Below are 14,397 nucleotides of genomic sequence, written 5' to 3'. Positions count from 1 at the left end.
CGACACGGGCGTGCCGCGTCCCATCCCCGCCGGAGCGCGGAGATCGGATAGCGTCGGGGCCATGCCCGACAGCGGTTATCCCTGGCCCATCTCGACGACCCGACTGGACAACGGCCTGCGCGTGGTGGTCAGCGAGGACCGCACCGCACCGGCGGTCGCGGTCAACCTCTGGTACGACGTCGGTTCGCGACACGAGCCGGCCGGTCAGACCGGTTTCGCACACCTCTTCGAGCACCTGATGTTCGAGGGCTCGGTGAACGTCGCGAAGACCGAGCACATGAAGTTGGTGCAGGGCGCGGGCGGCTCGCTCAACGCCACCACCAACCCGGACCGCACGAACTACTTCGAGACGGTCCCGGCCGAGCACCTCGAACTGGCGCTGTGGCTGGAAGCCGACCGGATGGGCGGCCTGGTGCCGGCGCTGACCCAGGAGACGCTGGACAACCAGCGGGACGTGGTCAAGAACGAGCGCCGCCAGCGCTACGAGAACGTGCCGTACGGCGACGCCTGGCTGCGGCTGCTGCCGCTGCTCTATCCGCCGGGCCATCCCTACCACCACGCCACGATCGGCTCGATGGCCGACCTGAACGCCGCCGACCTGGCCACCTTCCAGGCGTTCCACCGGACCTACTACGCACCGAACAACGCGGTGCTGACCGTGGTCGGTGACACGACCGTCGACGAGGTCACCGCACTGGCCGAGAAGTACTTCGGCGTCATCCCGCCCCGGCCGGAGATCCCGTCCGCACCGGACGGGCTGGTCGTGGCACGCAGCGGCGAGCCGGTGACGGAGACGGTGGTCGCGGACGTTCCGGCGCCCCGGGTGTACGTGGCCCACCGCACGCACCCCTTCGGCACTCCCGGATACGACGTGGTGACGGTGCTCGCCACCGTGCTCGGCAGCGGCCGGGGCAGCCGCCTCTATCAACGGCTCGCCGACGGTGAGCGGATCGCCCAGCCGGATCTGGTCGGGGCGTACGGGGTGGACTTGGCGCACGCGCCGGCACCCTTGATCGCCACCGCCACCGCCCGCCCCGGCGTGGACGCCGAGCGGCTGGCCGCCGGGCTGGCCGAGGTGATCGACGAACTGGCCACTGTGCCGGTCACCGCCGCCGAGCTGGACCGCGCCAAGGCGCTGCTGACCACCGCGTGGTGGCGGCAGATGTCCACGGTGGACGGACGGGCCGACGCGTTGGGCCGGTACGCCACCCAGTTCGGTGACCCCCGCGTGCTCGCCGACCGGCTCCCGGGCTGGCTCGCGGTGACCGCCGAGCAGATCGCCGAGGTCGCCGCCGACGTACTCGCCCCCGCCGACCGGGCGACTCTGACCTACGTTCCGGAGGAGAACCGGTGAGCGCGAGGAGTGAGCGGCGCGGACCGGTAGGTCGCCGTGGCCTGGTGTGCGCGAGCCCCGCAGTCGCGAACGAAAGGAAAGCTCAGTGACGTTGATCGCCGATCGTCCGGGACCGGGTGCGGCCCGTCCGTACCGGTTCCCGCAGGTGGTGCGTCGGAGCGTGGCGGGCGGTCAGGTCGTCGCCGCGCACCTGCCGGGGCAGAACCTGGCCGTCGCGCTGCTGCTGCTCGACGCGGGCGCGGGCCGGGAGCCGGTGGGCAAGGAGGGGCTGGGCGGGGTACTGGCCAAGGCGCTGGAGGAGGGCACCAGCCAGCGGGACGCCACCGCGTACGCGTTGGCCATCGAGGCGCTCGGCACCGAGTTGGTCACCGGGCTGGACTGGGACACCTTCCAGGCCAGCGTGCAGGTGCCGGTGGACCGGCTGGGCGCGGCCGTGGAGCTGCTCGCCGAGGCGGTGCGGACGCCGAGGCTGGACCCGGACGACGTACGGCGGGTCCGCGACGACGAGGCGACCGCGTTGCGGATGGACTGGGCGAACCCGGGTCCACGGGCCGACGCGGTCCTGCGTGCCGACCTGTTCGGTGCGGACAGCCGGTGGGGCCGCCCGATGTACGGCGACCCGGATTCGGTGGCCGGGCTGGACGTGGAGGACGTCACGGTCTTCCACTCGGAGTGGTTCATCCGCCCGGGAACGCTGGTCGTCGCCGGTGACCTGGACCGGCTCGACCTGGACGCGCTCGCCGCGACGGCGTTCGCCGGCACCGGTGGCGGACCCGTGGACCGGGGCGCGCCGATCGAGGTGCCGCTACGTGCCGGTCGGCGGGTGATCCTGGTCGACCGGCCCGGTTCGGTGCAGTCCACGCTGCGGCTCGGGCATCCGGCGCCGCATCGGGCCCACCCGGACCACGTGCCGATCGCGCTGGCCGGCACGGTGCTCGGTGGCGCCTTCACGTCCCGGCTGAACCACCTGATCCGCGAGGTACGCGGTTACACGTACGGCATCCGGGGCGACTTCGCCTCGTCGCGCCGGTTCGGCCGGTTCGGGGTCAGTTCCGGCGTGCAGACCGCCGTCACCGCGCCGGCTCTGGTGGACGCGGTCGGGGAGGTCGCGCGTACCCAGGCCGGCGGGGTGACCGAGGAGGAGCTGGCGGTGGCCCGCTCCTGGCGGGCCGGGCAGCTCTCGGTCGAGTTGCAGAGCCCCCGGGCGATCGCCGGTGCGCTCAGCACGCTGGTCGTGCACGACCTGCCGGACGACTACCACGCCCGGCTGCGCGAGTCGCTGCTCGCCGCCGACGTGGCGGAGGTCTCGGCGGCGGCCGCCGCCCACCTGTTCCCGGAGTCGCTGACCCTCGTCGTGGAGGGCGACGCGGCGGTGATCCGGGACGAGATCGTGGCGGCGGGGCTGGGTGAGGTGATCGACGCCACGCGGTGATCAGGCGGTCGGAGGGTCCGGGCGGTGGGAAAGCGTTCCCGCCGCCACCGGCCCGCTGGGTAGCCTCGCGGGCATGAGGATCGGCATTGTGGGCGCGACCGGCCAGGTCGGCGGCGTCATGCGGCAGGTGTTGGCGGATCGGGAGTTCCCGGCGGAGCAGGTGCGGTTGTTCGCCTCCGCGCGGTCGGCGGGACGGACGCTGCCGTGGCGCGGCGAGGAGGTCACGGTCGAGGACGCGACCACGGCCGACTACTCGGGGCTGGACATCGTCCTCTTCTCGGCGGGCAAGGGCACCGCCAAGGAGCTGGCGCCCCGGGTCGCCGCCGCCGGGGCCGTGGTCATCGACAACTCGTCGGCGTTCCGGATGGACCCGGAGGTGCCGCTGGTGGTCGCCGAGGTCAACCCGCACGCCGCCGCGAACCGCCCCAAGGGCATCATCGCCAACCCGAACTGCACCACGATGGCCGCGATGCCGGTGCTGCGCCCGCTGCACGCCGAGGCGGAGCTGGTCAGCCTGGTCGTCTCGACGTACCAGGCGGTGTCCGGCGCCGGGCTGTCCGGCGTGGCCGAGCTGGACGAGCAGGTCCGCAAGGTGGTCGAGACCGCGTCCGGTCTGACTTTCGACGGCGCGGCGGTGGAGTTCCCGGCCCCGCGCTCGTTCGCCCGGCCGATCGCGTTCAACGTGCTGCCGCTGGCCGGCTCGATCGTCGACGACGGCTCCGCCGAGACCGACGAGGAGCAGAAGCTGCGCAACGAGAGCCGCAAGATCCTGGAGATCCCCGAGCTGAAGGTCTCCGGCACCTGTGTCCGGGTGCCGGTCTTCACCGGGCACTCGCTCCAGATCAACGCGCGGTTCGCCCGGCCGATCAGCCCGCAGCGGGCCCACGAACTGCTCGCCGACGCCCCGGGCGTGGCGCTCTCCGACGTGCCGACCCCGTTGCAGGCGGCCGGGCAGGACCCGACGTACGTGGGCCGGATCCGCGCCGACGAGACGGTCCCGCACGGGCTGGCCCTGTTCTGCGCGAACGACAACCTGCGCAAGGGTGCCGCGCTCAACGCCGTGCAGCTCGCCGAACTGGTCGCCGCCGAGCGCTGAGCGTTACTGCCTGCGGTCGTGGGGTAGACACCGGGTTGCCCCACGACCGAGAGGGAGGCGCCATGACAACGGTCGGAGACTTCATGACGACCCGGTTGGTGACCATGGACGGCGACGCCACGCTCGCCGCGGCGGCGCAGCAGATGCGTGACTCCGCCATCGGGGACGTGGTGGTGTGCGACGGTGACAACGTGGTCGGCATCGTGACGGACCGGGACATCACGGTTCGGGGTGTCGCGGAGGACATGGACCCGAGCACCACCCGACTCGACCAGATCACCTCGAAGGACGTGATCACGGTCAGTCAGTACGACGACGCCGTGGCCGCCGCCGACCTGATGCGGACGTACGCCGTACGGCGGCTGCCGGTGATCGAGGACGGCCGGTTGATCGGTCTGGTCTCCATGGGTGACCTGGCCGTGGAGCGGGAGCCGCAGTCGGTGCTGGCCGACATCAGCGCGGACGACCCGAACAACTGACCTCTGCGCCGCGCGACGCCGGCTCCCGTCTCGGGGGCCGGCGTCGACGCTGTTCACCCGCCTGGCCCGCAAGCTGCGCCCGCCTGGCCCGCAAGCTGCGCCCGCCTGGCCCGCAAGCTGCGCCCGCCTGGCCCGCAAACTGCGCCCGCCCACCTCGCCCGCTCGGCTCACCCGATCCGGGCGAGGTTGACGCCGCCGAGCGTGGGGACCCGCCTTTCGGAGCACAGCGACCGGGAGGAGTGCGGCGATGTCGGACGCGACCACACGGTTCTTCGAGGACCTCGACCACCGGGGGTACGAGCCCCTGCTGGCGAAGTCGTCGGGCGCCCTGCGCTTCGATCTGCACGAGGGACCCCGGACCAGCCACTGGCTGCTGCGCATCGACCGGGGGAACATGACGGTCTCCCGGGAGGACCTGTCGGCCGACACCGTGGTCGGGACCAGCCCGGAGCTGTTCGAGGACCTGGTGACCGGCCGGGAGAACGGGCTGGCGGCGCTGCTGCGCGGGGACATCACGGTGTCCGGTGACGCGCGTCTGGTGATCCAGGTGGACCGGCTCTTTCCGGGGCCGCCGCAGGCGCAGGGGCCGCGTCGGTACCGGAAGGGGGTCCGCTGATGGCTCCCAGCCACACCGTACGGATTCTCGACGGCAGCACCTTCGTGGTCTGCGAGGCGACCGGCGACATCGAGGCGACACCGACCGAGCCGACCGGGTTGTTCTCCTTCGACACCCGCTATCTGTCCAAGTGGGTGCTCACCGTCAACGGCGAGCGGCTGAACTCGCTCTCCTACGACGACCTCCAGTACTTCGAGTCGCGCTTCTTCCTGGTGCCCGGCCTGGCCACGCACTACGTGGACGCGAAGCTGTCGATCATCCGTGAACGGGCGGTCGGGGGCAGCTTCCGGGAGAACATCACCATCCTCAACCACGACGAGAAGGCCGTCGACCTCCAGGTGCGAATGGACGCCGCGTGCGACTTCGCCGACCTGTTCGAGGTCAAGGACGAGATCCTGAACAAGAAGGGCGAGACGTACGCCGAGGTGGAGTCGGACCGGCTGCGCATCGGCTACCGGCGCGGCAACTTCCGGCGGGAGACCGTCATCTCCTCCTCCGAGCCGACCCGGTACGACCGCAACGGCTTCTCGTACACGATCCACCTGGAGCCGAACGAGCAGTGGCACACCACCATCGACGTGCAGACGCTGGCGCTCGGTCCGGACCACCGGGACCTGCGGATCGGTTTGCAGGTGCACGGCACCGAGCGGCTCGCCCTCCAGCACGACCTGGAGGAGTGGATCGCCAAGGCGCCGAAGGTGAACAGCGAGCACGGCCGGGTCGCGGCGACGTACCAGCGGTGCATCGTCGACCTGGCCGCGCTGCGGTTCGCGCCGCTCTCGCTCGGCGGACAGACGCTGCCGGCCGCCGGTCTGCCCTGGTTCATGACCATGTTCGGCCGGGACAGCATCCTGACCTGTCTGCAGACGCTGCCGTTCACGCCCGAGCTGAGCGCGACCACGCTGCGGATCCTCGGCGCCCTCCAGGGCACCCGGTGCGACGACTTCCGGGAGGAGGACCCGGGCCGGATCCTGCACGAGATGCGGTACGGCGAGAGCGCCGCGTTCGAGGAGCAGCCGCACTCGCCGTACTACGGCTCGGTGGACGCCACCCCGCTGTTCGTGGTGCTGCTCGACGAGTACGAGCGGTGGAGCGGGGACGCGGCGCTGGTCAAGGAGTTGGAGCAGGAGTGCCGCCGGGCGTTCCGGTGGATGGACGAGTACGCCGACCTGGTCGGTAACGGCTACATCTGGTACGAGCGCCGCAACACCGACACCGGCCTGGAGAACCAGTGCTGGAAGGACTCCTGGGACTCCATCTCGTACGCCGACGGCAGTCTGCCGCCGTTCCCCCGGGCCACCTGCGAGGTGCAGGGGTACGCGTACGACGCGAAGATGCGCGGTGCCCGGCTGGCCCGCGAGTTCTGGGACGACCCGGGGTTCGCCGACCAGTTGGAGCGGGAGGCGGCGGCGCTCAAGGAGCGGTTCAACCGGGACTGGTGGGTCGACGACGGCGGTTACTACGCGTTGGCGCTGGACCCGGACGGGCGGCAGTGCGACGTGCTCACCTCGAACATCGGTCACCTGCTGTGGAGCGGGATCGTCGATGAGGACCGGGCCGAGCAGATCGCCCACCACCTGGTCGGGCCGCGACTCTTCTCCGGCTGGGGAGTCCGCACGCTGGCCGAGGGCGAGGTGCGGTACAACCCGATCGGCTACCACAACGGCACGGTCTGGCCGTTCGACACCTCGTTCTGCGCCTGGGGCCTGCGCCGGTACGGCTTCGCCGAGGAGGCGGCCGTCATCGCCAACGGCATCCTGGACGCGGCCCGCTACTTCGACGGGCGGCTGCCCGAGGCGTTCGGCGGCTACCAGCGGGAGCAGACGAAGTTCCCGGTGGAGTACCCGACGGCGTGCAGCCCGCAGGCGTGGTCGACGGGTGCCCCGCTGTTGCTGCTGCGCACCATGTTGGGGCTGGAGCCGCACGAGGGTCACCTGGCGGTCGAGCCACGGCTGCCGGTGGGCATGGGCCGGATCGAGGTGCTGGACATCCCGGGCCGGTGGGGTCGGGTGGACGCCTTCGCCCGAGGCCGGCTGGACCTGCACAAACTCGCCGACTGACGGCACCGGCAGCGGTCCCGGCAGCCGTCCTACCGGCGCGTAACCTACTAGCGGTAAAGTTGCTGGATGCCGGAACTCGTGTACCCGCCCGTGATCGCCGCCTGCAAGACGATGTTCCGCGTACTCGACCTGAAGCTGGCCGTGGAGGGGGCGCACCACGTGCCCCGCACCGGTGGCGTGGTGCTGGCCAGCAACCACGTCAGCTACCTGGACTTCATCTTCTGCGGGTTGGGTGCGCTGGAGTCCCGGCGACTGGTCCGGTTCATGGCCAAGGACGCGGTGTTCCGGCATCCGGTGTCCGGCCCGCTGATGCGCGGGATGCGGCACATCCCGGTGGACCGGCAGGCGGGTGCCGAGTCGTACGCCGCCGCCGTGCGCGCGTTGCGGGCCGGCGAGGCGGTCGGCGTCTTCCCGGAGGCCACCGTGAGCCGCTCCCTGACCGTCAAGGCGCTCAAGAGCGGGACCGCCCGGATGGCCCGCGACGCCGACGTGCCGGTGCTGCCGGTGGCCCTCTGGGGCAGTCAGCGCCTCTGGACCAAGGGCCGGCCGCGCACGCTGACCCGCCGGCACACCCCGATCACCATCCTGGTTGGCGAGCCGATGCTGCCCGGCGCGTACCCGGACACCGCCGCGATGACCGCCGATCTGGCGGCCCGGCTCAGCGCGATGGTGGACCGGGCCCAACGCGAGTACCCGGACCGGCCCGCCGGACCGGAGGACCGCTGGTGGCTGCCGGCCCACCTGGACGGCACCGCGCCGACCCCGGAGGAGGCCGCCGCGTTGGACGCCGCCGACCGGGAGGCCCGCAAGTCCTGACCCGCCGAGGATCAGGCCGAAAGGATCACCGCTGCCCGGAGGCCGCGTCGTACGGCATCGGGTCGGCGTGCCGGGGCCGGTAGTAGTCGTCCCGGGAGTGGAACTCGACCGGCAGCGACCCGGGCAGCACCACCCGTGCCGGGCCGGACAGCAGCGTACTGCGGGCGACCCGGGCCAGCGCGTCCCGCTCCGGCGGCGACAGGTCCACCAACTCCGGCCGGGTGAGCCGGAACACCGCCACCGCGCGGCGGATCTGCCGGGCCAGCTCGCCCACCTCGGTGCGCTGCCCGACCAGACCGAGCGCCGGCTGTCGGATGGTCCGCAACGCGTCGCAGACCACCAGCAGCCGCATCGCGTCGTCGTCGGTGCCCGGCAACCACTCCAGCCGGGACGGCCACTGCCAGCGGATCTGCCCGCTGACCAGCCCCGGAGTCCGGCCGCCCGGGCCGGAACGGGAGCCGACCAGGGCCAGGTGTGAGCGCGTACCGACGTAGACCATCCGGAAGTCGGTGACGGTGAGCGTGACCGGGGCGGGCAGCGTCCACGTCCGGGAGGCGTCCGACGGGCCCAGCAGGTATCCCGCCACGTTCAGCCGGTGGCGGCCGAGCACCTGCTCGCCGGGTTCCGGCACCAGCTCGTGCCGCCGGTCCAGGACCGGGCCGGCGGCGTCGTGCACCGCGTCGAAGCGATGCGGGGCGATGAAGAACGGGGACGCATCATCGTGCATCGGGACGGAACCTCCGGTGCGGGCGGTGGCATCTGATCACGAGCCTCGCCCAATCCGACACACCCTGTCATGACGCCCGTTAGGGGGTCGGCCAATCGGTCGACGCATGCGACCGATAGATGCCTATTTCCTCTGGTCGGACTAGTCCGTCCTCGATCGCCCGGGCGAGCAGTGCCGCCTTGGTGGCCGCCGGCCGTCCGGCCCGGGTGTACTTGATCCGCGCCCGGTCGACGTACTGCTTGACGGTGTGTTCGCTGATCCGCATCCGGCGGGCCACCGACGCCTTGGACATCGACTGGAACCACAACAGCAGCGCCTCGCGCTCCTTGTCGGAGAGGACCGGCCGGTCCGGTCGGGGGTCACCGACCATCGCACCGGCCAACGACGGGGCAACGTACGGGCGGTCGCTCGCCGCGTCCAGCACCGTCGCCACGCAGTGCTCCCGCCCCTCGTGCTTGGCGAGGAACGCCACCGCCCCGGCGTCCAGCGCGGCGAGCATGGTGCGCGGGTCGGAGTGTTCGGAATAGACCACCACCCGCCAGCCTGTGGCGCAGAGCTCGGCGAGCTTGTCCAGCACCAGCCGACCGTGCAGGCGTAGGTCCAGCAGGACCACGTCGGCGTCGGGCGCGGCGCGCAGCACCTGGTCGGGGTCGTCGCCGGTGGCGAGGACGGTCAGTCGCGGCTCGGTGGACAGCCAGGCGCGGACCCCGTCGATGACCACCGGATGATCGTCCACGATGGCCACTCCGATGGGGCGTTGTGGCGTCAACGGCGCCACCGCGTCTGCGTCCATCTGATCTCCCCGTCCCGTTCGTGTACCTGCTCGACCTGCGCGTCGCTCTCCTCCGGCGGCGGCCCGGTGGCCTCCGGGCCGCCCCGGTCCGGTGTGACCAGGCTGACCACCACCTCGTCGGGCCCGGCGACGACTGTCATCCGGGCCCACTCCCGTGTCTCGGCGAGGACGGCGATGAGCGGATCGGCCAGGCTCCGGCGGACCTGCACCGGCAACGGTGGCGGTGCACCAATTGTGACCAGGTCGATGGGCAGACCGTTACGCTCGGCCAGGTCGGCGGCGGCACGGAGTTCGTGGAACAGCGGGTGCGGCACGTCGTCGGACTCGGCGATCAACCGGCGCAACTGGCCGGCGGCCCGTACGCAGCGGCGCTGCACCTCCGGGTCGGCCGGGTCGGCCCGGCCCTGCGCCAACTCGGTCAGCACCTCGCTGGCCGCCGCACTGGCCAGCGCCAGCCGCTCCCGCCGCTCGCTCCGGGCGTGCTCGGCGGCCTCCCGCTCGGCCACCATCGCGTTCGTGGTCGCGACCGTGGCGGCCCGCTCGCGGGAGAGCAGCGACAGGGCCACGGCGCCGACGAAGACCGCCGCCGGCAGCGAGGAGGTGCCGTACAGGGCCATCGTGGAGCGGGCCAGGTCCGCCGCGCCGGTCGCGCCGTACAGCGCGACGGCGGACATCGCGATCGCCGCGTGCGCCACCAACAGGGCGAGCAGCCAGCGCACCCGCCGCCCCCAGAGCACCACCAGGAAGAACCAGGCGAGCGTGCCCCACACCCAGTTGGCGGGACTGAACAACTGCGCCCGACCGACTGCGGCGAAGACCACCACGTCGACCGCCAACAGCAGCCCGGCCAGCGGTGCCGCCGGCAGCGGGCGGTCGTGCAGCAGGCGTACGCCGGCGGCCACCCCGACGGCCGTCACCAGCAGCCAGCCGCCGAGCACCACCTGCGGCACCGCCAGCTCGGACCAGGCGGAGAGCACCGCCGGTAGCCCGATCACCAGGTGCCAGACCAGCGCGATGGTCACCGCGACGACCCGGGCACCCCGGTCGGAGATGCGCGCCACCGCAGCCGCCGCCCGGCCGGCGTCGGCACCGTCGAGCCCTCCGGTGGTACGCGCCACCGGCCGTACCACCGCTCCGGGTGCCGTCCCCGCCTCAGCCGACATCCGACCACTCCAACCGGATCCGGGTGCCGCGACCGGGGGCGGAGTCCACCTCGGACCGCCCGCCGATCGCGGCCATCCGGCCGTGGATCGACTCGCGTAGACCGTACCGGTGCGCCGGGACCGTGGCCGGGTCGAAGCCGGGGCCGTCGTCGACCACCTCGACCGCGACGGTGCCGGTGATGCGCCGCAGCCGCACGGTGGTGGCGGCGCCGGGCGCGTGCCGGAGCACGTTGGTCAGCGCGGCGTGGGTGCTCTCCGCGAGCGCCTCGGCGACCGGTGCCGGTGCCGGGCACGGCGGCAGGTCGGCGTTGACCGGCAGGCCGGGCAGCCGGGCGAAGACCGCCCGCAGCCGTTCGTCCACCCGGGCCGTGCCGCCTGCCGGCACCGACCGGGCGTCCGCCAGGGCGGCGAGGGTACGCAGGTCGCTGTCGCACCGCTCGCGCAGCGCTGGCGACGGACCGGGTACCGCGCCCTGCCCCACCATGGTCAACGTCGCCAGGACGGTGTCGTGCAGGTCGCGGTTCTGCTGCCGCTCCGACTCCCGGGCGGTACGGGCGAGGAGCGCCTCCCGGGTGGCCTTCTGACTCGTCACGAACTCGGCGTCGGCGCGGGCCATCCGGCGACGCATCACCGCGGTCATCATCGCCGTGCAGGCGACCTGTGCCAGCAGTGTCGCGGCGTGGGCGCTGGCCTCGACGGGGTCCCCGGTCGCGTACGCGCCGGTCGCGTAGCTGGCGGTGACCAGCAGGCCGGCGGCGATCGACCAGCGTGCCGGCGCGGTCGCCTGGGCGTTGATGACCGTGGTGCTGGCCAGGACCGCGATCCAGCTCGCCTCGCCGGGCAGCACCTCCGGGGCGACCAGTACCGGCATCGCCAGGCACGCGGCGGTGGTCAGGGCCACGTCCCCGGTGACCACGGCGGGACCGATGCCGTGCCGGAAGGCGCGCAGCGAATACCAGATGGCCCAGGCGGTCAGCACCGCCACGGCCGGGATCAACAACTCCACCCGGACCGGAGGGGTACGGACGGAGAGTGCCACCACCGCGACGAAAAGGCCGCAGGAGAGTCGTAGCAGCGCCGGTAACCGGGTGAAGATCAGCGTGAACGCACCGGTGGCCGGGCGCTCCACCGAAGCGGTTGGCGCGATCGAAGCGGTGTGGGCCGACATCGGGGGAGGGCGTCCTTTGCGACAATCGACCCGATCCGGGTCCGCGCTGCGGAGATCGACGCCGGAGAATAGCATGTGACGGCAACCTCGGTGACCGAGCGTGTCGAAGCTGTCGCCGCCGGATGGGTGGCCCGTCGCCTCGACCGGCGAACCGTGGTCTGGATCGCCTGGTTCCCTACCGTAGTCGGACGCGGGCCCGGGGCAGAAATGTGAATTCCTCCCGCGTTTTCTGGGCTCTCGCCGCATTCTCCGTGGCGTGATCCCGCGCGTCATGAATTCGCGCATGTTACATTGATGAACGTCTCTATATCGGGAGGTGGCATGAAAATCCGACTCAGTGTCGGGGCCGTACTCACCGCCGGGCTGGTCGCCGGCGCCGTCGGTGTCGGTGGTCTCGCCGGCGCGGTACCCGCCGTCGAACGCCCGTCCGCCGTCACCGCCGGAGCCCCCGGGTTGCTCGCCGTCGGCGACTTCGACTTCACCCGCCCGGAAACGGTCGCCACCGGGCTCCAGGTGCCGTGGGGCATGGACTTCCTGCCCGACGGCAGCGCCCTGGTCGCCCAACGTCCCACCGGCCAGGTGGTCCGGGTCCGTCCCGGCCAGCAGCCCGTACCCGTCGTCACGATCTCCGGGGTGACCGCGACCAGCGAGGGTGGTCTGCTCGGCCTCGCCGTCTCGCCGACCTACGCACAGGACGGCTGGATCTACGTCTACTTCACCACCGCGACCGACAACCGCATCTCCCGGTTCCGACTCACCGCCGTGCAGGACCAGCAACCGATCCTCACCGGGTTGACCCGGGCGTCGATCCACAACGGTGGCCGGATCGCCTTCGGGCCGGACGGCATGCTCTATGTCGGAGTGGGTGACGCCGGACAGACCGCCACGGCCCAGAACCCGCAGAGCCGCAACGGCAAGATCCTGCGTATCCGGCCGGACGGCACCGTCCCGTCGGACAACCCGACGGCCGGGTCGCCGGTCTACAGCCTCGGCCACCGCCACGTGCAGGGTCTTGCCTGGGACGCCCAAGGCCGACTATATGCCAGCGAGTTCGGTCAGAACACCTGGGACGAGGTCAACCTGATCGTCGCGGGCGGCAACTACGGCTGGCCCACGGTCGAGGGCCGGGCCAACGACCCCCGGTTCCGTGACCCCCTGCTCGTCTGGACCCCGGCCGAGGCGTCGCCGAGCGGCGTCACCATCGCCGAGAACCGGCTCTTCGTGGCGGGCCTGCGCGGCACCCGGCTGTGGAACGTGCCGCTGAACGGCTCCGGCGGCGTCGGCACCCCCACCGCCGAACTGCTCGGCGCCTACGGACGCCTGCGCACCGTCGAGTACGGCCCCGACGGGTGGCTCTGGGTCACCACCAGCAACCGCGACGGCCGGGGCACCCCGGCGTCCACCGACGACCGCGTGCTGCGCTTCCCGCCCCGCGACGGCACCACCCCGCCGCCGACCACGCCCCCTCCGACGACGCCTCCGCCCACCACGCCTCCGCCCACCACGCCGCCTCCGACGACGCCGCCGCCCACGACCGGTCCCGCCGCCTGCACGGTGAGCTGGACGGCCAACCAGTGGAGCAACGGCTTCACCGCCGACGTGCGCGTCACCAACCGTGGGTCCGCCCTGACCAGTTGGGCGCTGACCTGGTCGTTCCCCGGTAACCAGCAGGTCACCAACGCCTGGAACGCCCAGGTGACCCAGTCCGGCCGGACCGTCACCGCGCGCAACGTGTCCTGGAACGGCAGCCTGCCCACCAACGGCACGGCCACCTTCGGCCTCCAGGCGACCTACTCCGGCACCAACGACCGCCCCGGCGACTTCCGCCTCAACAACACGTCCTGCCAGATCGGCTGATTTCCGCCGGCAGCACGTTCCGCAGGCTCGGCTGACTCCTGCCCGCGTCCCCGGGCGACCGGCGCCCCCGGCGCCACCCCGGGCAGCCCACCCGCCCACGGTGGGCTGCCCGTGGACCGTCCGCGTTGCCCGGGGACCGTCCGACGGTGTGCACCGTGTCCGCACACCCCTCGCGGCTCATCATGATCCGCGCAACTTCATGGATACTGCTGCCTCAGGACCCCTCGGAGACAGCAATATCGCTGAAGTTGCGCGGATCTTGCCGCGTCCACGCGCAAGCGCACCGCCCACACGCTGACGCCCGCGTTGATCAAGGAGTTTGGTCGCGGAGGGGCAGGGTCTGAGGGCGCAAACTCCTTGGTCAACTCCGGCTGGCCAGCCAGCCAGACCGGCCAGTCGGGGGTGCGGCGCCCCGCACGGGAACGGTCTGTGGGGAGTGCCGCCCTGACCGGGGACGGGCCGTGGGGAGAGCGTCGGGTCGTCTGCGCGTGTCGCAGCTTCGTCCGGCCCAGCCCAGCCCTGCGCCTGCCCAGCGTCTGCGCCTACCGAGCCCAGCGTCTGCGCCTACCGAGCCCAGCGTCCGCGCCTGCTCGGCCCTGCGCCTGCTCGGCCCTGCGCCTGCTCGGCCCTGCGCCTGCTCGGCCCTGCGCCTGCTCGGCCCTGCGTCCGCACCTGCCAGCTCGGCACCTGCCGGCAACTCTGTGCCTGCCCAGCCCTGTGCCTGCACTCGTTCAGTTCATGGCTAGTGCGGTGTCCAGAAACGTTCACCGGGCCGCGCCGGGTCCAGACGACGACCGGCGGCGTTGGAGTCGGGCCTGGATACAACACCGGTATCC

The 14,397-nt window shown here is 72.3% G+C and carries 12 protein-coding genes; 8 read left to right on the top strand and 4 right to left on the bottom strand.

The window, feature by feature from the left end:
- Positions 1-61: 61 nt before the first annotated feature.
- The 7 genes from ABT008_RS00060 to ABT008_RS00030 all read left to right on the top strand — a co-directional run bounded on the left by ABT008_RS00060 (position 62) and on the right by ABT008_RS00030 (position 7,853).
- Complete coding sequence (locus tag ABT008_RS00060) at positions 62-1,354, top strand: M16 family metallopeptidase (protein ID WP_350692304.1); 1,293 nt, start codon at positions 62-64, stop codon at positions 1,352-1,354.
- Between the two features lie 85 nt (positions 1,355-1,439).
- Positions 1,440-2,786 (top strand): M16 family metallopeptidase, encoded by a 1,347-nt coding sequence (locus ABT008_RS00055; protein WP_350692302.1) that lies wholly within the window; start codon positions 1,440-1,442, stop codon positions 2,784-2,786.
- Between the two features lie 73 nt (positions 2,787-2,859).
- The gene (locus tag ABT008_RS00050; RefSeq protein ID WP_350692300.1) at positions 2,860-3,882 is read left to right on the top strand and encodes an aspartate-semialdehyde dehydrogenase; all 1,023 of its coding nucleotides are present in this window, start codon (positions 2,860-2,862) and stop codon (positions 3,880-3,882) included.
- A gap of 62 nt (positions 3,883-3,944) precedes the next feature.
- Positions 3,945-4,361, top strand: coding sequence for a CBS domain-containing protein (locus ABT008_RS00045; protein WP_350692298.1), 417 nt, complete (start codon positions 3,945-3,947; stop codon positions 4,359-4,361).
- Between the two features lie 247 nt (positions 4,362-4,608).
- Entirely contained in the window at positions 4,609-4,977 is a 369-nt protein-coding gene (locus ABT008_RS00040; RefSeq protein WP_350692297.1) for an SCP2 sterol-binding domain-containing protein, read from the top strand.
- A complete protein-coding gene (locus tag ABT008_RS00035; RefSeq protein ID WP_350692295.1) occupies positions 4,977-7,037 on the top strand; it encodes an amylo-alpha-1,6-glucosidase in 2,061 nt (686 codons plus the stop codon). Before ABT008_RS00040 ends, ABT008_RS00035 begins: the two co-directional genes overlap by 1 nt.
- Before the next feature lie 66 nt (positions 7,038-7,103).
- A complete protein-coding gene (locus ABT008_RS00030; protein WP_350692293.1) occupies positions 7,104-7,853 on the top strand; it encodes a lysophospholipid acyltransferase family protein in 750 nt (249 codons plus the stop codon).
- Between the two features lie 25 nt (positions 7,854-7,878).
- Here the strand turns inward: ABT008_RS00030 and ABT008_RS00025 are convergent, their stop codons facing one another.
- The 4 genes from ABT008_RS00025 to ABT008_RS00010 form a co-directional block, all read right to left on the bottom strand.
- The gene (locus tag ABT008_RS00025; protein WP_350692291.1) at positions 7,879-8,580 is read right to left on the bottom strand and encodes a hypothetical protein; all 702 of its coding nucleotides are present in this window, start codon (positions 8,578-8,580) and stop codon (positions 7,879-7,881) included.
- Positions 8,581-8,659: 79 nt separating this feature from the next.
- The gene (locus ABT008_RS00020; protein WP_350692289.1) at positions 8,660-9,373 is read right to left on the bottom strand and encodes a response regulator transcription factor; all 714 of its coding nucleotides are present in this window, start codon (positions 9,371-9,373) and stop codon (positions 8,660-8,662) included.
- Positions 9,346-10,536, bottom strand: a complete 1,191-nt coding sequence (locus tag ABT008_RS00015; RefSeq protein ID WP_350692288.1) for a hypothetical protein — start codon at positions 10,534-10,536, stop codon at positions 9,346-9,348. The genes ABT008_RS00020 and ABT008_RS00015 overlap by 28 nt, the downstream gene beginning before the upstream one ends.
- Complete coding sequence (locus ABT008_RS00010) at positions 10,526-11,704, bottom strand: sensor histidine kinase (protein WP_350692287.1); 1,179 nt, start codon at positions 11,702-11,704, stop codon at positions 10,526-10,528. The genes ABT008_RS00015 and ABT008_RS00010 overlap by 11 nt, the downstream gene beginning before the upstream one ends.
- A gap of 321 nt (positions 11,705-12,025) precedes the next feature.
- On the opposite strand from ABT008_RS00010, the gene ABT008_RS00005 reads away from it, so the two are divergent.
- Positions 12,026-13,561, top strand: a complete 1,536-nt coding sequence (locus tag ABT008_RS00005; protein WP_350692285.1) for a PQQ-dependent sugar dehydrogenase — start codon at positions 12,026-12,028, stop codon at positions 13,559-13,561.
- Positions 13,562-14,397 lie beyond the last annotated feature (836 nt).

Origin of the sequence: Micromonospora sp. NPDC002389, assembly GCF_040296095.1 — a bacterium.
Lineage (GTDB): Bacteria > Actinomycetota > Actinomycetes > Mycobacteriales > Micromonosporaceae > Micromonospora.
This window is presented reverse-complemented; position numbering and strand designations above follow the sequence as displayed.